Source organism: Hanstruepera ponticola, from assembly GCF_002940745.1.
GTDB classification, from domain to species: Bacteria; Bacteroidota; Bacteroidia; order Flavobacteriales; family Flavobacteriaceae; genus Hanstruepera; species Hanstruepera ponticola.
In genome coordinates this window covers 210697-231621 of record NZ_POTB01000001.1, presented here as the reverse complement: position 1 = coordinate 231621, position 20925 = coordinate 210697, and the positions used below count along the sequence as shown (strand labels likewise).

At 32.4% G+C, this 20925-nt stretch carries 22 protein-coding genes; 19 read left to right on the top strand and 3 right to left on the bottom strand.

Features of this window, described 5'->3' with window-relative positions; translation table 11 throughout:
* Position 1: 1 nt before the first annotated feature.
* The 16 genes from C1S72_RS01075 to ychF all read left to right on the top strand — a co-directional run bounded on the left by C1S72_RS01075 (position 2) and on the right by ychF (position 12853).
* The gene (locus tag C1S72_RS01075; RefSeq protein WP_104733832.1) at positions 2-766 is read left to right on the top strand and encodes a DUF6090 family protein; all 765 of its coding nucleotides are present in this window, start codon (positions 2-4) and stop codon (positions 764-766) included.
* Positions 767-907: 141 nt separating this feature from the next.
* A complete protein-coding gene (locus C1S72_RS01070; RefSeq protein WP_104733831.1) occupies positions 908-1216 on the top strand; it encodes a GIY-YIG nuclease family protein in 309 nt (102 codons plus the stop codon).
* A gap of 77 nt (positions 1217-1293) precedes the next feature.
* On the top strand, positions 1294-2007 hold the full coding sequence (locus tag C1S72_RS01065) for a DUF6090 family protein (RefSeq protein WP_162919879.1): 714 nt from the start codon (positions 1294-1296) through the stop codon (positions 2005-2007).
* Between the two features lie 19 nt (positions 2008-2026).
* The gene (locus C1S72_RS01060; RefSeq protein WP_104733829.1) at positions 2027-2797 is read left to right on the top strand and encodes a DUF6090 family protein; all 771 of its coding nucleotides are present in this window, start codon (positions 2027-2029) and stop codon (positions 2795-2797) included.
* A 35-nt stretch (positions 2798-2832) separates the two neighbouring features.
* On the top strand, positions 2833-3591 hold the full coding sequence (locus tag C1S72_RS01055; RefSeq protein WP_104733828.1) for a DUF6090 family protein: 759 nt from the start codon (positions 2833-2835) through the stop codon (positions 3589-3591).
* A gap of 144 nt (positions 3592-3735) precedes the next feature.
* Entirely contained in the window at positions 3736-3870 is a 135-nt protein-coding gene (locus C1S72_RS14555) for a hypothetical protein (RefSeq protein ID WP_262496515.1), read from the top strand.
* A 48-nt stretch (positions 3871-3918) separates the two neighbouring features.
* A complete protein-coding gene (locus C1S72_RS01050; protein ID WP_104733827.1) occupies positions 3919-4449 on the top strand; it encodes a hypothetical protein in 531 nt (176 codons plus the stop codon).
* Between the two features lie 133 nt (positions 4450-4582).
* Complete coding sequence (locus C1S72_RS01045) at positions 4583-5074, top strand: nuclear transport factor 2 family protein (RefSeq protein WP_230401553.1); 492 nt, start codon at positions 4583-4585, stop codon at positions 5072-5074.
* Positions 5075-5233: 159 nt separating this feature from the next.
* Positions 5234-6076 (top strand): CPBP family intramembrane glutamic endopeptidase, encoded by an 843-nt coding sequence (locus C1S72_RS01040; protein ID WP_104733825.1) that lies wholly within the window; start codon positions 5234-5236, stop codon positions 6074-6076.
* Positions 6077-6406: 330 nt separating this feature from the next.
* A complete protein-coding gene (locus tag C1S72_RS01035; RefSeq protein WP_104733824.1) occupies positions 6407-6739 on the top strand; it encodes a helix-turn-helix domain-containing protein in 333 nt (110 codons plus the stop codon).
* Entirely contained in the window at positions 6732-7772 is a 1041-nt protein-coding gene (locus C1S72_RS01030; protein ID WP_104733823.1) for a DNA cytosine methyltransferase, read from the top strand. The genes C1S72_RS01035 and C1S72_RS01030 overlap by 8 nt, the downstream gene beginning before the upstream one ends.
* Entirely contained in the window at positions 7773-9167 is a 1395-nt protein-coding gene (locus tag C1S72_RS01025; protein ID WP_104733822.1) for a protein NO VEIN domain-containing protein, read from the top strand. It abuts the gene before it with no gap.
* A 3-nt stretch (positions 9168-9170) separates the two neighbouring features.
* Positions 9171-10277, top strand: a complete 1107-nt coding sequence (locus C1S72_RS01020; RefSeq protein WP_104733821.1) for a DNA cytosine methyltransferase — start codon at positions 9171-9173, stop codon at positions 10275-10277.
* Between the two features lie 138 nt (positions 10278-10415).
* Positions 10416-10889 carry an ester cyclase gene (locus C1S72_RS01015; protein WP_230401552.1) on the top strand — a complete coding sequence of 158 codons (474 nt, stop codon included), beginning with the start codon at positions 10416-10418 and terminating at the stop codon, positions 10887-10889.
* Between the two features lie 35 nt (positions 10890-10924).
* Positions 10925-11509, top strand: coding sequence for a hypothetical protein (locus tag C1S72_RS01010; RefSeq protein ID WP_162919893.1), 585 nt, complete (start codon positions 10925-10927; stop codon positions 11507-11509).
* Between the two features lie 249 nt (positions 11510-11758).
* Complete coding sequence (gene ychF, locus C1S72_RS01005; RefSeq protein ID WP_104735740.1) at positions 11759-12853, top strand: redox-regulated ATPase YchF; 1095 nt, start codon at positions 11759-11761, stop codon at positions 12851-12853.
* 74 nt (positions 12854-12927) lie between these two features.
* Here ychF and C1S72_RS01000 read toward each other — a convergent pair whose 3' ends face one another.
* Positions 12928-13761, bottom strand: coding sequence for a phosphatase PAP2 family protein (locus C1S72_RS01000; RefSeq protein WP_104733819.1), 834 nt, complete (start codon positions 13759-13761; stop codon positions 12928-12930).
* 234 nt (positions 13762-13995) lie between these two features.
* On the opposite strand from C1S72_RS01000, the gene C1S72_RS00995 reads away from it, so the two are divergent.
* From C1S72_RS00995 to C1S72_RS00985, 3 genes are read left to right on the top strand one after another with little or no spacing between them, the layout of a single operon-like run.
* Complete coding sequence (locus C1S72_RS00995; protein WP_104733818.1) at positions 13996-15855, top strand: DNA topoisomerase IV subunit B; 1860 nt, start codon at positions 13996-13998, stop codon at positions 15853-15855.
* Complete coding sequence (locus tag C1S72_RS00990) at positions 15852-16337, top strand: hypothetical protein (RefSeq protein WP_104733817.1); 486 nt, start codon at positions 15852-15854, stop codon at positions 16335-16337. Before C1S72_RS00995 ends, C1S72_RS00990 begins: the two co-directional genes overlap by 4 nt.
* Positions 16337-18997 carry a DNA gyrase/topoisomerase IV subunit A gene (locus C1S72_RS00985; RefSeq protein WP_104733816.1) on the top strand — a complete coding sequence of 887 codons (2661 nt, stop codon included), beginning with the start codon at positions 16337-16339 and terminating at the stop codon, positions 18995-18997. The genes C1S72_RS00990 and C1S72_RS00985 overlap by 1 nt, the downstream gene beginning before the upstream one ends.
* On the opposite strand, the gene C1S72_RS00980 is transcribed toward C1S72_RS00985, so the two are convergent.
* Both C1S72_RS00980 and C1S72_RS00975 read right to left on the bottom strand, forming a co-directional pair.
* Positions 18994-19380, bottom strand: a complete 387-nt coding sequence (locus tag C1S72_RS00980) for a hypothetical protein (protein WP_205527075.1) — start codon at positions 19378-19380, stop codon at positions 18994-18996. The genes C1S72_RS00985 and C1S72_RS00980 overlap by 4 nt on opposite strands.
* An 11-nt stretch (positions 19381-19391) precedes the next feature.
* Positions 19392-20888 carry a YfcC family protein gene (locus tag C1S72_RS00975; protein ID WP_104733815.1) on the bottom strand — a complete coding sequence of 499 codons (1497 nt, stop codon included), beginning with the start codon at positions 20886-20888 and terminating at the stop codon, positions 19392-19394.
* Positions 20889-20925 lie beyond the last annotated feature (37 nt).

The following is a 20925-nucleotide window of genomic DNA, read 5'->3' as shown; positions in this document are numbered from 1 at the left end:
TATGATAAAATTCTTTCGTAAAATCCGCCAACAGTTACTATCAGAAGGTAAAACCGGTAAGTATCTAAAATATGCCATTGGTGAAATCATTCTAGTAGTTATCGGTATTTTAATAGCCTTACAAATAAACAATTGGAATGAAAACCGAAAAAACAGGATAACAGAAGCAGACTACTACTGTAGAATTTTAGACGATTTTGAACTCAATGAAAAATTAATTGATGAAACTGCAGAACTCACAACGCACAAAATTAAGCTATGTAAAGAGCTGATTTTAGATTTAAATACCATACCCAATAAAAGAAGTGATATACTGAACAAATTTGTATTGGCCTTGAGACAAGACGTTTTTGTGCCTAGCAATATTGCCTTTGAAGAGATTACATCCTCTGGCCAGCTAAAGCTGTTAACAGATTTAGAACTTAAAAACAGATTGATTCAGCACAGTACATTTTTAAACAATATTTTAAACTTGCTGCAAGAGAACAGGAATGAAATTATTAGCAGAATGGGAGATTTTGATTCAGTAACTAATTTTGGCTTTCAAGATTTAGATTATCTGAATAATGTGCTTGACAAAGAACATTTAGACCTATTTCCAAAAAACAACTGGAACAACGAACCTAATAACCCGTTATTTTTAAAGTTTCAAGACAATCTGGTTTTTTTTGTAGGCATGCTTGTTAGGCAAAAACAGCATTTAGCTAATTTAAAGATCGAAATGCAAGAACCTTTAAAATTGTTACAAGCCAAAAAATGTCAATAACGTAAGACTAACCAACCCATGATAAAATTCTTTAGAAACACAAAAACTGTCAGGTCGAGCGGAGTCGAGGAATGTCAGGTCGAGCGGAGTCGAGGAATGTCAGGTCGAGCGGAGTCGAGACCTCAATAAAAAAACTATACAATGAACTTATACTATGTTTATTTATTGCTTTGTTCTGATGGGTTAACATACACAGGAGTCACCAATAATTTATCAAGACGAATGGAAGAACATAACAAGGGCTTAAACAAAACATGTTTTACATATAAAAGGAGGCCTTTAAAGCTCATTTTCAATCAGGAGTTCAATGATGTTGAGCATGCTATCTTTTTTGAAAAGAAAATTAAAAAATGGAGCGCAAAAAAGAAATTGGCTTTAGCAAATAAAGAGTACGATTTATTACAATTATTAGCACAATGCCGAAATGAAACACATTCTAAATTTAAATAACAAAATAGGTCTCGACTCCGCTCGACCTGACAATCACTGTTAATATGATAAAATTCTTTAGAAAAATTAGGCTAAATATGATTAAAGAAAGTCGAGCAAGTAAATATCTTCTTTATGCCATTGGCGAAATTATTCTTGTAGTTATTGGTATTCTGATAGCCTTGCAAATAAATAACTGGAACGAAGATCAAAAAGCCAATGACAAACAAACATTAATTTTAAAAGAGCTAGTAAATTCAATAAACAACGATTTAAGTGAATATGAAAAATATCTAGACCCAAGACTAAAGAAAAAGAAAAGCGGTATTGATAGTCTTGAGGCTTATATTCTTGGTAACAAAGCAATCGAAGATTCCCTTTTCTTTAAATTTTTCAACAAGATACAACAAGATGTTCATTTTCGTTATGGAAATGGTCCTTTTGAAGCTCTTAAGTCTAGTGGTTTGGATTTAATTAGTAATGATGCCTTAAGATCACAAATCAATAATACCTACACAGGTGATTTACCTAATGTGGTATTATTTGCCAATGAGTTATACTATGAGACCAAACCCAAAATAGATGAGTTGTACTATAAATTTATAGGAATCAAACCTATTTATCTTGCAGATGGAACAAAAACCCTTGCTGAAACCTTAATTGTCGATGATATACTAAACAATCAAGATTTTCTTTTGGCTTTTCATTTAGAAAAAAACAAATACGAACAATTCATATCTCGATTAGAACAAATTAGAACTATTTTATTTGGCATAAAGTCAGCAATAAAAAAAGAATTAGAAATAAAATAATCAAAGCACCAACCAACCCATGATAAAATTCTTTAGAAAGATTAGACAAAATTTACTGTCAGAAGGTAAAACCAGCCCGAATGACTCGGTCGGGCGGGCAGGTAAATATCTAAAATATGCCATTGGCGAAATCATTTTAGTTATGATTGGTATTCTTTTAGCACTTCAGGTAAATGACTGGAATACCAAGCGATTATTAAAATCCAAAGAGCAGGTCTATTTAAAACAAATTAGAATTAGCTTAAACAATGATTTAGAAAGCATAAAAGAAGTAAAAGAATTTAATGCTGATAAAGCTTCTTACATAGACACAACCTATGTAGTGTTAGAACAGTCTTCAAACCCTGAAAAATATATACCTGTAATTACTGATTATATGTATGTAATAGCTGAATTTAATGTTTTTGAACCTAACAATATTGCTTTTGAAAATATGATAGCTTCAGAAAATATTGACCTTATTACTAATATGGAGTTAAGAAAAAACCTTTCACTATACTATAAAAGAGATTTTGAGAATAGTACCCAAGAGCGTATTAAAGAGCAAACGCGGCAATTTGTAGATTACATTATGCCTAAACTAACCAGCAGACAATTTGTAAAAGAATTGATGAAACACGATTCTCATTTACCTGATATTTCAGAGACTAATATACATAGTGATACACAAGTTTATGCGCATCTTTTTATTATGATTGCAAATATGGATGGTCAAAATGAACTTTTAGATACTACTACTGAAGAAATAAAACGTTTACTAGATTTAATTGATAATAATCTAAAATCATAGGCATGATAAAATTCTTTAGAAAAATTAGGCAAAATATGATTAAAGAAAATCGAGCAAGTAAATATTTACTTTATGCCATTGGCGAAATCATCCTTGTTGTAATAGGAATTTTGATTGCTTTGAGTATTAATAATTGGAATGAAAAACAAAAAGATTTAAAGCAGGAACAATTAATTTTAAAACAATTAAAAAGTGAATATCAAAGCAATCTCGTGCAACTAGAAGAGAAAATTCTAATGCGTAATCAAGGATTAGAGGCTTGTAACAATTTACTCAATCAAATTGATCATCCAGAATCAATTAATGAAGGTGAACTTTACAAATCGCTTTCGTTAATAATGAGAGACCCAACATTTGACCCTATTAAAAATGATATTGTAGGTTCAGAAAAATTACGTCTTATACAAAATCAAGAGTTAACTAGTATTTTATCAAATTGGTCTTCCGAAGTCTATCAAGTTCAAGAGCTAGAACTAGAATATAAAAAATTTCGCACCGAAATAATTATTCCCTGTTATATGAGGCTTGGTGTTTCAAGAAATCTTAATAATGCACTCTGGAAGGATGGATATACGCCTACTGAAGCACTAGACAAAAAATACAATCACAAGTTCACCATAAAACCAACCAAAAAAGATTTAGACTTTTTAAAAGTCCTGAATGATGTTGAATTAGAAGGTATAATTGGACAGGTAATAACATTTAATCAAATAACCAATCTCCAATCGCAAACATTAAGAGATAGAATAATAAATATGCTTGCAGTAATTGAAAACGAGATTGATAAAGAATAGTAAAATACCAACAATGATAAAATTCTTTAGATTATCGCAACAAAATTTTGCAAAGCAAAATCAAAGGTCTAGTAGAGTCCTTATGAAAATGGGGATGGTGGAGATAGCCGCTTGCGGAAAGTACAAAATTAAAATGTGTGAAATATGATTAAGTTTTTTAGACATATACGTTACAACCTTATGGAACAAAACAAAACCGGAAAGTATCTTAAATACGCTTTAGGAGAAATTATTCTTGTAGTAATAGGAATACTAATCGCATTAGGAATCAATAATTAGAATAACGATAAAAACCTTATACGTAAGGAAACATCTCTTTTAATTGAAATGAAATCGAATTTAGAATCGGATTTAGAAGGATTAAAGTGGGATATTAATAAAAATGAAAAACTATTAAAAGCCAACCAAATTGTTCTTAATAGTTTAAATAATGGCGTTTATCATGATACTTTAAATCTATATTACACATGGATAAAAGGAAACACTGTCTTTGTTAACAATACGTCAGCCTACAAAAATTTAGAATCCCTTGGAATCAATATTATAAAAAATGACAGCCTACGAATAAAAATCACAAATTTATATTCTACACGATATGAATACATAAGGTATATAGAACAAGTAAGAGATGAGAAATTTCAATATGAACAAATTATACCTCAAATTAATAAGCACTTAAGATTAACTTCTGAAAATTTATATCAACCAATTAATTTTGAAGAGCTCTCACGGAATAATGAATTTAAGTCCGTTATTAAATTAAATTGTGATTTGAGAAATTATATAATCATAACATATAAAGATATAGAGAAAATGATTTCTGAACTTATTGATGCAATTGTATTAGAACTTAAATAAAAAAATAACGAAAGCACAACAAAGAACTGAATTAAGAACCAAGCAAAGTTACTAGCATCAGTCTGCAACTAAACTAGAGTCAAATAATTAATCTGCAAGGATAAAAAACCAATAATCTAAATTTAAAAATGATATGAATTGTCAAAAAATAAAAGTCATTATGATTTTCATGGTGCTACTACAAACATCTTTAGTCTATTCGCAAGAAACATATCAAGATATTTTAGGAAGAACCTATGAGCCGGCAGACCAAGAATTGTATGAAACCATTGTGTCATTAGATAAAAAACTATTTGATGCTTACAATTCCTGCGATATGGAGACGCAAGCTGCACTATATTCAGAAGATATAGAATTCTTTCATGATAAAGGCGGCCTGTCTACCTCAAAAGAAAAACTGTTGTTAGCCCTTAAAAATAACATTTGCTACAAAACAACCAGAACACTCATAAAAGGTAGTATAGAGGTGTACCCTATAAAAGATTACGGAGCTATCGAAATAGGGTATCATACTTTCAATGATAAAAAAACACCAGAAATTAAATCAAAAGCAAGCAGGTTTATTCTAGTTTGGAAAAAAACAGATGATAACTGGACCGTTACAAGAGTTATCAGTCTTCATTAAAAATAATGAAAGCAAAACACCGGATAAAATTTAATGCTAGTTTCTAGCCTATTTACCAAAGCCCTAGCGGATTTTCTATTCGGTTTATATTTGCTAAATTAGGTGCTTAAACACGCCATAGCTCAAATACAAACATGTTGGCACTTATTTAAGAAAAATATGAATAATAAAAAGACGTATATATTTTTATTAATGACCTTTATTTGGTCTTGGACTTTTTGGGTTTTAGGTCTAAATTATTTTACCAACGGAATCAATCAAGAATCAATCGGAAAATTTTTAATATTCTTTTTTACGGGTTTATATGGACCTACAATTAGCGCAATTGTAACGACACTACTTTTTGATGGACTTAAAGGTGTATTGAATTTACTTAAGAAAGTGTTTATTTGGAATATTCCCTTTAAAAACTATTTATACATAATACTATTACCTATAATTTTTGTCATTATTGCAATTGGATTATATAGCATATTTATTGGAGACATTGGGAGTTTTGACAAAGCAGCTTTTCTTTCAATTCCCAGTGTATTATGGGCTGGTTTTTATGCTGGACCTTTAGGCGAAGAACTAGGGTGGAGGGGTTTCTTATTACCTGAATTACAAAAAAAACATTCTAACTTAAAAAGCGCAATCATAATTGGAGTTATATGGTTTATTTGGCATATTCCACTTTGGTGGGCGCCATTTGGCACGTTAGTTAGTGGAGAATCAATTTCTTTTTTAACTGTAACAGCTTATTTTCTAATGCTAATCTGTTTATCAATAATAATCACTTGGTTGGTAATTAATTCTAAAGGAAGCGTTCTAGTTGCAATCTTATTTCACTTATCAATTAATGCAGGAATAGCATTGCTGTTTTTCCCTGAATTGGGTGTAGATTTTAAAAAAGTACATTTATTGTCCAGTATTGGTATGCTTATATTTACAGGAATATTGATTGCTAAAAATAAATTAAAAACAAGTGCCAACAATAGCTACCTTTCAGGCATTAAAGATTAAGCTGGTTTTTGGGTAAAACCCAACCAAAACAAAAACCACGAATACCTAGAGTTAGTGGTTTTTTATATCTCAAGCTTATCATTTAATTTGATATATTAGTGCTATAGGTTGGATATAATCAATGATTATATTCATTTGTTGTACACAAGCTCTGAAAAGCCAACCGCACAGTCAAGTACATTTCATTTTGCTCGTGCCTCACAAAATAAAAAGAACTTGCCTTTTCCCAACGCTCACCCAAAAAATATTTAGAGACTTGATATAAAAATCGCAAATTAAATATATATTTGCTAAAAATAGGTCAAACCTAATATTGATAAAATCAAAAAAATGGCAAGTTTTGGACATTTCATAAAAACCGAAAGGGAAAAAAGAGAGTGGACTCAAACTGAATTTGGAGCGAAAATTGGAATTAATTCGAGTGCAATTAGTCGAATTGAGAATGGAACGCAAAAATTCAGTAAGACAAAACTCGAATCATTATCGAAATTATTCAACCTCGATATGCAAAATGTAACAGACTTATTTTTTGCTGACAAATTTGCACGAGAAGCTTTTAAATATAAATGCTCTGAATCAATTTTTAGTGTAGCAGAAGATACAGCCAACTACTTAAGAAATACCAATATCAAACAAGGAAAATTAAAATTTGAAAATGAGTAAAAAAAATACTGTAATAGACCTTTTTTGTGGTTGTGGTGGATTATCACAAGGATTTATTGATGCAGGATATGAAATATCACTTGGTATAGACAAATGGGAAGATGCAATTGAAACATTCAACTTTAATCATAAAGGCTCTAAAGGAATTGTTGCTGATTTACTCGCAATTAATCCAAAGAATATTTCAAAAAATGAAAATATTGGTAAAGTTGACGTGATTATTGGAGGTCCGCCTTGTCAAGGTTTTTCTATTGCAGGAAAAAGAATCATAGAAGATGAGAGAAACCAACTTTATAAAACCTTTGTAAATTTCGTTGAATATTTTCAACCAAAAGCCTTTCTAATGGAAAATGTTCCTAACATTATGTCTATGGGAAAAGGAGCTATCAAAAAACAAATAATCAAAGATTTTGAAAAATTAGGATATAAAGTTTCACATCAAATTCTATTAGCATCTGATTATGGAGTGCCTCAAAATAGAAAAAGAGCATTTTTTGTTGGACTAAAAGACAATGTAGAATTTGAATTCCCGATTCCAACAACACCAAATAAAAAAATTACATCAAAAGAAGCAATATCTGATTTAACCGAACATACATTACCTGATGGGTCACCATATTTAAGTAAATATGAAAGCTCATATCAGAAACAAATGCGAAACGGTAATAAAGTTGTTTTTAACCATCAAATCACAGAACATAAAGAAAAAACAATAGAAATAATTGCAATGGTTCCTGATGGTGGTAATTATAAAAACTTACCCAAAGAATTACATACAACAAGAAAAGTAAATATTGCTTGGACAAGACTCAATAGTCAAAAACCAAGTTTTACAATTGATACAGGTCATAACCATCATTTTCATTATGAGTTTAATCGTGTACCTACTGCAAGGGAAAGTGCTAGATTACAGTCATTTCACGATGATTTTATTTTTCGTAAGGGAAAGACTAGTCAATTAAAACAAATTGGTAATGCAGTCCCACCATTATTAGCAAAAGAATTGGCAAAAAAACTAATAAGCTATTTATAAATGTACAATCCAGAAAACCAATATAGATGTACGATAATTAGAGGAAAAGCTCAAAAGGATTTAGACAATCTATTACCAGCTTATGCGAACTTTATTAATGATGTTTGTCCAACTGACAAAACTAATTTTGATAATAGCTTCAATGATTATTTATCTAATATATTTTATGAATCAGATTTCATCGATTTATCAAATAATTACCAAAAAACAATTAGGAATCACATAACTGAAATTGCAGGTAAATTATTTGGTCTTTTTTATATGAAAGAAGATACAGTTTATGAATCTGAATCTTGTGCTAAATTAGTTGAAGATAATGACCAGCCAGCTTTCTTTAAAAATCTCTGTTTGAATTTTCAATTTCCAAATGGAACTCAAAAGATTCAAACAATTCAAGAAAGAATTGATAATCAAATAAAACTCAAACCATTTCATTTTATACTTTCTCTTTTAAAAAAGGCTAAAATTAAATCTATTATAATCACAAATGATGAAATAGAATATTATGTATTGAATTCAAAAGACGTCTTACAAGGAGAAGTAAATACGGAAGATGTTTTAAATACCATAATAGAAAGAAGAAAAAAGGGAATAGTTAAAAAGGTCGAACGTGGGACAAGACACAGGCAACATTTAAGAGAGCAAATAAATCTACTTGAACTATCTAATTTAATAAGAGTAGAAGGTGAAAATGTATTACTTAATTCTTATGAACACGTTGCTATTGAATTATTTATTAAAACAGTTGATGAACCTCTAAACTTTGATATTTACAAATATGATTTATCAAATAGTGCAGAGAAGAAAAGAATGTATCAAGATTGGTCAAAGTATTTCGGTAGCGTAAATATATCTGACTATAATTTACTAACAACTTCAGTAGAAGCTCTTCAACAAAAAGAAGATATTCCAATAAAACCCAAACCAAAGAAAGGTGTTGACCATACAATATTAGGTGATGCAGGTGAAGAATTTGTTTATCAAATAGAAAAAGAAAGAGTTAATGCATATAACCCAAGATTAACTAATAAAGTAATTATGCTTGGTAAACAAAGAGGAATTGGTTATGATATTTCCTCTGTAGAAGCAAACGAAAATATTGAAGACCCTGAATTTGCTCGCTTTATAGAAGTCAAATCAACCAAGCGAACTACTGTTCCGTCTATGAGTGACAAAACTTGGGTAGACACAATTAATTTAACGAGAAAAGAATGGGTAGCAGCAAAGCAATATAGAGATGCTTTTAATATTTATCGTGTATATTTTACACCAAACGAAACAGTTATTAGAAAGATAAATAATCCGTTTGAAAAGAATGAATCAGGTATAATAAGAGTTTTACCAACTATGTATAGGATGGATTTCTTTTCTAAATCAATAGATAAACAATATTAAATTATGAGAAAATTAAAAGTAGCTTCATTTTTCAGCGGATGTGGTGGTTCTGATTTAGGGATAGTTGGTGGATTTAAATTTTTAGATAAATCATACGATAAATTACCATTTGAAATCACTTATGCGATTGATAATGATAAATATGCAGTAGAAACATATAATGAGAATTTTAAACATCCAGCTATCTTGGATAACATCAAAAATGTTGAAAAAGAATCATTACCAGACTTTGATATCTTAATTGGTGGATTTCCTTGTCAATCTTTTAGTACAGTCAACCCAACTAAAGACACTAATGATGAAAGAGCTAATTTGTACAAAGAATTAGTAGAAATTGTTAACGTCAAAAAACCTGATTTTTTTGTTTTGGAAAATGTTAAAGGATTAACAACTTTACAAAAAGGAGCTATTTTAAAAAAAGTTATTAAAGACTTTAAAGGTTCAGGATATAAAGTAAAACATAAAATATTACTTGCATCAAACTTTGGAATACCTCAAAAGAGAGAGAGAGTTTTTATAATCGGAATTAAAAATAATATAGATACGGAATATAGTTATCCAAAAGAGACTCATAATGAGAATAATTGGGTTGCTTTAAACTCTGTAATAGATTCTTTGATTCCTACAGATGAAAAATTTTATTTTTCTGAAAGAGCGGTTCAAGGTATGAAAAATGCGAAAAAAAATATGAAAAGAGGTCTTTATCAAGATTTGAATAAACCTTGCTTGACAATTACTTCTCATTTAGCAAAAACGAGTTTAAACTCAAGAGACCCAGTTTTATTAGTTAATCCTGAAAAAGAACTTTATCGAAGATTTACACCAAGAGAAGCAGCACGTATTCAGTCTTTTCCTGATAATTTCATTTTCCCTGTTAGTGATACTCAAGCTTATAGACAAATCGGAAATGCGATACCACCAGTGTTAATGTGGCACGTGATGAAATCATTGAGTGAATCAATAAACAGTTTAAAAAAGCCAACGCTCAAAAGCCATACACATTTACAATTCGCTACAGCCAACGCTAAACCAAAAATTGAAAAAGAGTATGTCTTTGCCAACGCTGAAAAACAAGTTGACGAAAAAAAGCCAGTGTACAACAATGTATAAAAATAATAGCGGTTTAATCGCTAAAACGAAAGTAAGTAAATATAATAAAGGTATGTATTTAACCGAAAAGTTAGTGCGTGAAAATCCGCTACTATTCTTATACTAGACCGTTGTAGCCAATTTGAACAACAGCATTTTATGAAAAATAATCGCACATTTTTAGTAACATTTTTAATAATATTAATCATAATGACAGGATGTAAATCTGATAAGTCGGAATTGGATAAAATGGTTGAATTCGGACAAAAATATACTGATGCTTGGAACAGTAAAGTGCCAGAAAAAATGGCTTCATTTTATGCAGAGGGCGGAACTTTAACTGTGAATAACGGAACACCAGCAGTCGGAAGAAAACAATTAGCAGAAACGGCTAACTCATATATGGAGGCATTTCCTGATATGGTTTTGACAATGGACAGTCTAACAATAGAAAATGACAGTTTCAGATACTATTGGACATTTAAAGGAACCAATACTGGACCGAATGGAACTGGAAATAAAGTTGACTTCAGCGGATTTGAGGAATGGACAATGAATGACCAAGGACTCGTTCAAAAATCAATCGGAACATACAATGCGGTTGATTATGAAAAACAACTAAATGGAAATTAAATAAAACATCCTACAGTCATTCAAAACATAAAAATATGAATCTTGGAAAACTATTTTGGACATCAGGTTCCATATTAATAAATATAACAATCGGAATTTATATTTATTTATCGAGCAAAGCACCATTAAACCCAATGGAAAGACATAATTACGTGAATGAAAATTGGGATGTATATGGTATGCATTGGAAAGTGGAATTTCTTTTTATGACATTTATAGCAATTGGTGCATTATACTTTGCTTTTAATCTTAAGAAAATAAGCTGGACGATAATTTCCGTTGGACAACTGATTCTACTATCTACTTATCCAATAATGCTAGGTGGATATGAAAATACATCCTTTGAAATGTCCCAAATGGCAAATCAAATGGCAACTGTTGTTTTTGTATTTGGAAATTTGATTTTTTTAGGTGGACTTCTAAAGCTATACTCATCTGACATTAATTTAAAAAAATGGCTAAAATGGACTGCAATAGCACTTTCAGGAATTACATTTTTGACTTTCTTAATGACATTTATCGGAATTATTGATTGGAGACAAGCAATGATGATAGGACCTTTAATTAATGTGCTTTATCTAATCAATGCCTATTACGGAATGAAATTAAAACTGGAATAAGCTATAAGCAATTGCCCGCCACAAACTTGTTATACTGTCCCAACCCTTAACATCGGGAACCTCCTATCATCAGTCTTCAACAAATAACCAAATCAACACACTCCCGTCTCCCGTCATCTGTCTTCGGTCTTAACCAGCCCACAGAAAACTAAACTTTTTGTTTCCACTAACGCCAACTATAATTATATTTGCAGCCTGCAAAAACCACTGTCTTGGTTCTTGCTACTTGAATCTAATGATCTAAAAAAAATGAAAGCAGGAATAGTAGGATTACCAAACGTAGGGAAATCAACCTTATTTAATTGTTTAAGCAATGCCAAAGCACAAAGTGCCAACTTTCCGTTTTGTACCATTGAACCCAATATTGGTGTGGTAAACGTACCAGATCCTAGGCTTCAAAAACTAGAAGAATTGGTCAATCCAGAGCGTGTTGTTCCAGCAACTGTTGAAATTGTAGATATTGCTGGTTTGGTAAAAGGAGCCAGTAAAGGTGAGGGGTTAGGTAACCAGTTTTTGGCAAACATCCGTGAGACAGACGCTATTTTGCACGTGTTACGCTGTTTTGATAATGACAATATTGTACACGTTGATGGTAACGTAAATCCTATTCGCGACAAGGAAACCATTGATATGGAATTGCAGCTAAAAGATTTAGAAACTGTTGAAAAAAAGTTAGACAAAGTAAAACGCGCTGCCAAAACTGGTAATAAAGATGCTCAAAAAGAAGAAGCCGTTTTATTAAAAATAAAAGCCGGTTTAGAAGCAGGGCAATCAGTACGTGCTTTAGAGTTTTCAGAAGATGATGATAAAGACTTTGTAAAACCAGCGCAGTTCATTACTGATAAACCCGTTATGTACGTGTGTAATGTAGATGAAGGTTCGGCAGTTTCAGGTAATGCCTATGTTGAAACCGTTCGCGAAGCTGTAAAAGACGAGCAAGCAGAAGTATTAGTCTTGGCTGTTGGTACCGAAGCCGATATTAATGAATTAGACGATTACGAAGAGCGCCAGATGTTTTTATCGGATATTGGACTAGATGAACCAGGTTCGGCAAAACTCATTCGTGGTGCTTACAAATTATTGAATCAGCAAACCTATTTCACAGCAGGTGTGAAGGAAGTCCGCGCTTGGACGATTGATATAGGTGCTACTGCGCCTCAAGCCGCAGGCGTTATCCACACCGATTTTGAAAAAGGCTTTATTCGTGCCGAAGTAATTGCCTATGATGATTACGTACAATACGGTAGCGAAGCCAAAGTAAAAGAAGCTGGTAAAATGCGTGTTGAAGGCAAAAACTACATTGTTAAAGATGGTGACGTTATGCACTTCTTATTTAACGTATAGAAACAGGTATAGTCAAAAATAAAAGCTCTTGATTTTCAAGAGCTTTATGGTTTTTATATGATATGTTAGGCTACTTAAAACCGGTATCGCAAGGATAAGCCTGTGTACTCTTTACCTTGAAAGTCAATACCATTTACAGGAAGCACGGACATTTTATGTTTGCGTTTTTTATGTAAATGTGGAATAAAATAGCCTGATAGTGCTCCAAGGCCATAACCAATTAAAACATCAGTTAAAAAATGCTGACCAGCTTGAATTCTTAAGAATCCAACCGCAGCTGGCAATAGTGCGGCACCAGCATAAAAATAAGGGATTTTAGATGAGCCAGGGTTAAAATCCTGATAGACTTTAGCTACAAAAAAAGTAGCCGTAGCCGTCATCAAGGTATGCCCAGAAAAAAATGATCGTTGACCACTGGCACCAACACGTCTATCATAGTCATAATCCTCTGCATATACGTAAGGTCGGCTCTTGTCAACCAGTCCGGCAGTAATGGTGTACATGGCGCCAGAAGTGGCCATGGTTTCTAGGAATATTCCTAAAACCAAACCACTATTATCATTCACTTCATCATCAAAAAACAAAGCTAGGGGAGCGGCAAATGATAAATAAAATGGGATATCACTTATTTTTCCAGCAGTTTCTGATGAGTTTCCTGCTGCCCAACGGTTTATACCACTTATATTATCTTCATCAGCGACTATAGATTGTAATTCAGCATCACTAATGCCATCTTTATTAATTATAAAATATAATCCTAAACCATTAGCTGCCATAGCTGTTCCTGTCCATATACCATCTCTAGTCCAATTCCATTCATAAGGCGGATTTTCACCGGTATCAATCTGTTGCGCAAAGGTTGTTTGACATGAAAAAAATAGAACTAATACTAATATTGTGATTCGCATAAATAAAACTTTTGGTTAAAATTACAAGCATAGTCACAACGCTTTTAATTCGATTACTAAAAAAATTAGCGCAATTAGATTTTTAGTGCTTTCAAATACCTACCTCATGAAATGAAAGCACCAATGTTCTCAACAAATCAGGCAATTTTTTTGTTAATTACTTTAATAAAATCGGGTTTCATTTTTTACTATGAAAATGTATATTAGCAAGGTCTCAAAAAATTCACTTTCACAATGGCTCAAGAAACCAAATATACTGAAGAAAACATACGCTCACTAGACTGGAAAGAGCACATCCGCATGCGACCTGGTATGTATATCGGGAAATTGGGTGATGGTTCTTCGGGTGATGATGGTATTTATATTCTTCTTAAAGAGGTTTTAGACAATTCCATTGATGAATACGTGATGGGAGCTGGAAAAACTATTGAAATTTCAGTTCATGGTAATAAAGTAACTGTTCGCGATTATGGTCGTGGTATTCCGCTAGGTAAAGTAGTGGATGTGGTTTCTAAAATGAATACCGGTGGAAAGTATGATAGTAAGGCGTTTAAAAAATCGGTGGGACTAAATGGTGTTGGAACAAAAGCGGTTAATGCCTTATCCAGTTATTTTAGGGTAGAATCAACACGTGATAATAAATCAGCTTCGGCTGAATTTGAACAAGGAAATCTGACTAATGAGGAGCTGTTAGATGATACATCTAGACGAAAAGGTACCAAGGTATCCTTTGTACCAGATGACACCATATTTAAAAACTACAAATACCGTAATGAGTATGTCATTAAAATGCTCAAAAATTATGTGTATTTAAATCCTGGATTGACCATTGTTTTTAATGGTGAAAAATATTACAGTGAAAATGGTTTAAAGGATTTATTGAGTGAAAACATCAAGGATTCTGACTTATTGTATCCAATAATTCATTTAAAAGGTGATGACATAGAAGTAGCCTTAACACACAGTAAAACACAATACTCTGAAGAATATCATTCTTTTGTAAATGGACAAAACACCACCCAAGGCGGAACCCATCTAGCTGCTTTTCGTGAAGCGCTGGTAAAAACCATACGGGAATTTTATGGCAAAAACTATGATGCCTCTGATGTTAGAAAATCGGTAGTATCTGCTGTGTCTATAAAAGTTATGGAGCCTGTTTTTGAAAGTCAAACCAAAACTAAATTAGGTTCAACCGATATGGGTGGCGATTTACCAACGGTAAGAACCTATATCAACGATTTTGTTAAAACGTATTTAGATAACTATCTGCATAAAAACCCGGATACAGCTGAAAAAATCCAACGCAAAATCTTGCAGGCTGAACGTGAGCGCAAAGAATTATCAGGCATCAGAAAACTAGCTAAAGATCGTGCTAAAAAAGCCAGTTTACACAACAAGAAATTACGCGATTGCCGTGTGCATTTTGGTGACACTAAAAATGAACGCAATTTAGAAACTACTTTATTTATTACAGAGGGTGATTCGGCATCGGGTAGTATTACCAAGTCACGTGATGTAAATACGCAAGCCGTATTTAGTTTAAAAGGAAAACCTTTAAACTGCTACGGTTTGAGTAAAAAAATTGTGTATGAAAATGAAGAGTTTAATTTATTGCAAGCAGCTTTAAATATAGAAGAATCACTTGAGGATTTGCGTTACAATAATGTTGTAATTGCAACAGATGCTGATGTTGATGGTATGCACATTCGCTTATTATTAATAACATTTTTCCTTCAGTTTTTCCCTGAACTCATAAAAGAAGGTCACTTGTATATTTTGCAAACACCCTTGTTTCGAGTTCGTAATAAAAAGAAAACTATTTATTGCTATTCCGAAGAAGAGCGTCAAAATGCTATTGAAGAATTAAAACCAAAACCAGAAATAACCCGATTTAAAGGTTTAGGTGAAATTTCACCAGATGAATTTAAACACTTCATTGGTGAAGATATTCGTTTAGATCCTGTTATGTTAGATGACGATATGTCAATTGAAGAACTACTGCAATTCTACATGGGTAAAAACACACCAGACAGACAAGAGTTTATAATCAATAACCTTAAAGTTGAATTAGATTTAGTAGAAGACACACCATGAGAACCAATAACGAAAAAGTAAAAAGTGTCATCATTGGGGTATATTTCATTATGATTGTATTGGCTATCACATCAATTTTTGTGTTTAATGCTGTTACAGGTCTTGAAGTCAACCCACTTATTCTATTTTTGGTGGTTCTAGGTATTTTTGGAATATTATTCTTTTTGGTGCATCGTGTTGCAAAATATTTTGAATATGATAGTGATGGGGCAAAATTAATTTTATTAAATAAAGGCTTGTTACTTTCCGATAGATTCAACTACAGAGAACATAAACTTGAAACCAGTAAGCATGAACTTGTAGGTTTTAAGATGTATAATTTTTTTCTCTATAAAGAGTTGGTAGTATTCATCAAATGGGATGGACATGAGAGTGTCAAAAAATATAGATTTAATATTACTTTGGTCGCTAGAAAAAAGCGTAAATACATGAAACAGTCTTTGAGCAAAACGGTTAAATTAAATAAAAGAGCAAATAATTAATGAGCGAAGCGAACGACGATTTGATTAATGAACAGGAAGACAATAACGAAACCATTACCAGAGTAACTGGTATGTACAAAGATTGGTTTCTAGATTATGCATCATATGTTATATTAGAACGTGCCGTACCAGCAATTGAGGACGGCTTTAAGCCTGTACAGCGACGTATTATGCACTCCATGAAAGATTTGGATGATGGTCGTTACAACAAGGTTGCAAATATTGTAGGTCATACCATGCAATACCATCCTCATGGTGATGCTAGTATTGCTGATGCTATGGTGCAAATTGGTCAGAAAGATTTACTAATAGATACTCAAGGAAACTGGGGAAATATTCTAACTGGTGATAGTGCAGCGGCATCGCGTTATATTGAAGCACGACTTTCAAAATTTGCTTTAGATGTTGTTTACAATCCAAAAGTAACCGAATGGTCTGCAAGTTATGATGGCAGACGAAAAGAGCCTGTTAATTTACCCGTAAAATTTCCCTTATTATTAGCTCAAGGTGGTGAAGGAATTGCTGTAGGCTTATCTACAAAAATACTCCCACACAATTTTCTTGAATTGGTTGATGCTTCCATAAAACACTTACAAGGCAAGCGTTTTAAAATTGTTCCTGATTTTCCAACTGCTGGAATAGCTGATTTTACAGATTATAAAGATGGTTTGCGTGGTGGTAAAGTTAGGATTAGAGCAAAAATTTCACAGCTAGATAAAAATACTTTAGTTATTACCGAAATTCCATTTGGAACTAATACATCTTCTCTAATTGATTCTATCCTAAAAGCCAATGATAAAGGTAAAATTAAAATAAAGAAGATAGAAGATAATACGGCAGCTGATGTTGAAATATTGGTGCATTTACCAAGTGGTATTTCTCCAGATAAAACCATTGACGCATTATATGCCTTTACCAATTGTGAAACATCAATCTCACCTTTAGGCTGTGTGATTGAAGATAATAAACCCTTGTTTATTGGTGTTTCAGAAATGTTACGTCGTTCAACCGATCATACAGTTCAGCTACTTAAAAATGAGTTGGAAATTAAACTCGGCGAGTTTGAAGAACAATGGCATTTTGCTTCTTTAGAGCGTATTTTTATAGAAAATAGAATCTATCGAGATATAGAAGAGGAAGAAACATGGGAAGGTGTTATTCAAGCCATTGACAAAGGCTTACAACCTCATATAAAACACTTAAAACGTGCGGTTACTGAAGAGGATATTGTTCGATTGACAGAAATTCGAATAAAGCGTATTTCAAAGTTTGATATTGATAAGGCTCAACAAAAAATTGATGCTCTTGAAGAACAAATAGCTGAAGTAAAGCATCATCTGGCAAATTTAATTGATTATGCTATTGCTTATTTTGAACGTCTTAAAAAAGAATATGGAAGCGGTAAAGAGCGCAAAACAGAAATCAGAACCTTTGATGACGTTGATGCTACAAAAGTTGTTATTAGAAATACAAAGCTATATGTAAATAGGGCAGAAGGTTTCATTGGTACGTCACTACGAAAAGACGAGTATGTTTGCGATTGTAGTGATATTGATGACATCATAGTTTTTACCAAAGAAGGTACAATGATGGTGACCAAAGTGGATTCTAAAACCTTTGTTGGCAAAGATATTATTCATGTAGCAGTCTTTAAGAAGAAAGACAAGCGAACAATTTACAATATGATATACCGCGATGGCAAAAGTGGTCCAACCTACGTAAAACGTTTTGCAGTGACTTCTGTAACTAGAGATCGTGAATATGATATGACCAATAGAAATAAAAACTCTGTGGTTTGGTATTTTTCTGCAAATCCAAATGGTGAAGCCGAAGTGGTCACGGTTTATTTACGTCAGGTAGGAAGTATTAAGAAGTTAAAATGGGATTTGGACTTTGCCGATGTACTCATTAAAGGTCGTGCATCTAAAGGAAATATTGTAACAAAATATGCTGTCAAGAAAATTGAATTGAAAGAAAAAGGGGTTTCTACATTGAAGCCAAGAAAAATTTGGTTTGATGATACCGTTCAGCGTTTAAATGTAGATGGAAGAGGCGAATTAGTTGGTGAATTTAGAGGCGAAGACAGGATATTGATAATCAAGCAATCAGGAACCATTAAAACAATCATTCCAGAAGTAACAACTCATTTTGATGATGATATGATAGTCATGGAAAAATGGATTCCTAAAAAGCCTATTTCTGCCGTTTATTTTGATGGTGAAAAGGAACGCTATTATGTCAAACGTTTTTTAGTTGAAAACGAAGGAAAAGAAGAAAGCTTTATTTCAGATCATCCAAATTCGCAATTGGAAATAGTTTCAACAGACTGGAAACCTATGGCAGAAGTTGAATTTACTAAAGAACGCGGTAAAGATAGAAAAGACAATCTTGAAGTTAATTTAGAAGAATTCATAGCTATTAAGGGTATTAACGCTTTAGGAAATCAATTGACAAAGGATAAAGTAAATCAAGTGAATTTATTGGACCCTTTGCCTTATGAAGCACCCGAAGAAGTTCATGCTGAAGATATTGAAGTTATAGATGAAACGGCTGTTACCAGTGAAAAAGAAGAAGATACTAGCGCAGATTCAAATTCTAAAACTAAAGAAGATGACGCTTCAGATAAATTGGATGATCAAGGACAAATAACCTTATTCTAATTTTTATTGAGCCAAGCATAATACAAGCGCGGTGCCACTAGTAGACAAATTGGGATTAAAACCCAAACTCTGCCATTTAGAATGTTATAATCAGCCAATATATCTGTTAAAGTCAAGCCACGATAATACCCAAAACCGAATTCAAAACTCAAGGTTAAAAGCATCCATGTGATACCAATTTTATAACTCATCGTTTTAGAAGAAATTGGATATTTCTTAAATACAAAATAGAAGTAAAGCCCAAATAAAAATATTAGTGTTAAAGTGGATAATTGATGTGCTGATTGCTCCCCTAAATAAGATACGTACCATAAATCGCGAGCAGATCCATTAATAATGGCTATGAATATCATGGGTATCCAAAGAAAAACATAACGTTTCATAAATATGTTTATTAATATAAATAAGCAGAAGTAGTCATAACTAGTAGCGTAAATAGCACTAGAATAATGAATAAAGGCAGAATAAATTTCAACCATTTATCATAACCAACTTTTGCAATAGCTAGAGATGGCAATATCAATCCTGTAGGACTAATTAGATACAACAATCCCATTCCATATTGATAAGCGTTAACTATGAGCTCTCTACCAACACCAACAGTATCAGCCAAAGGTGCCATAATAGGCATAGTTAAAACGGCCATGCCGGAGGAACTTGGAATGAAAAATGACAATCCAGAATAGGTAAGGGTAAGCACACTTGCAAAAAAGCCTTTATTCATACCTGTTGTAATGTCACTAGCATAGTACAACATAGTATCACTTATTAATCCATCAGACATAATAACCGTAACGCCTCTTGCAATTCCTATAATTAATGCTACACCCAGTAAATCGCCAGCACCTTTAACAAAAACTTCAATAAAGTCACCTTCCTTTATTTTTGTAATAAAACCTATTAATATGGCTCCTACTAAAAATGTTGTAGTCATTTCTAAAAACCACCAATCTAATAAGGATACACCAATAATCATAATTACAAAACATGCCGAAAACGTTAACAATGCCAATCGTAAGCGCCAATTAAATTTAGTGACTGTTACTGTTCCCTGATGGAAAAGCGCTTCTATTTGATCCTTTTGACTGTAAATTATGGATTTTGTTGGATCTTTTTTTACACGACTAGCATAGCGCATAATAAAGATAATAGTAATAATGAGCGTTAAGCCTAACATAATGGCACGACCAGTTAACCCAGTTGTCCAATTTATCCCTGCAGCATCTGATGCGATAATAGTACTAAATGGATTAACCGTAGAACACATGGTACCAATAGAAGATCCTAAAAAGATACAAGCAATAGCAACAAGCGCATCATATTTGGCTGCTAAAAAAACAGGTATCAGAATAGGGAAGAAGGCTATAGTTTCTTCGGCAAAACCAAACGTAGTACCTCCAGCGGCTACAAGAATAGTTACTAATACTATTAAAATATACTCACGACCCTTTAAAGCATTTGCCAACCAGCCAATTCCGGCATCAAAAGCACCTGTATGATTCATGATACCTATAAGACCTCCAATAATAAGGACTAAAAAAATAATATCAGCAGCATCAATAATACCTTTAATTGGTGATTTCAAAAAAGCGACTAAACCTTGCGGTTTAGCATCAAGTTCTTTGTAAGTATTTGGAATATTTATGGCTTTGTAAATGTCACCACTGGTAAATTTTTCTAAAGGAATAATTACATTCAATGATTCTAATGTTTCCTGCGTAGCAGCAAGTGTTTCGGTATTTTCTTGACTTGCCCTAATAAACATATCTGAAGCGTTATCATAAACAAGTGTATCATATTTTCCAGCAGGAACAATAAAGGTTAAAATAGCTACTAAACCAGCTATAATGAGTAAAATGGTTTGAGCTGAAGGGAATTTGAGTTTTTTCAAGGTATTTGATTTTTATAATTTAAAGATAGTATTATTT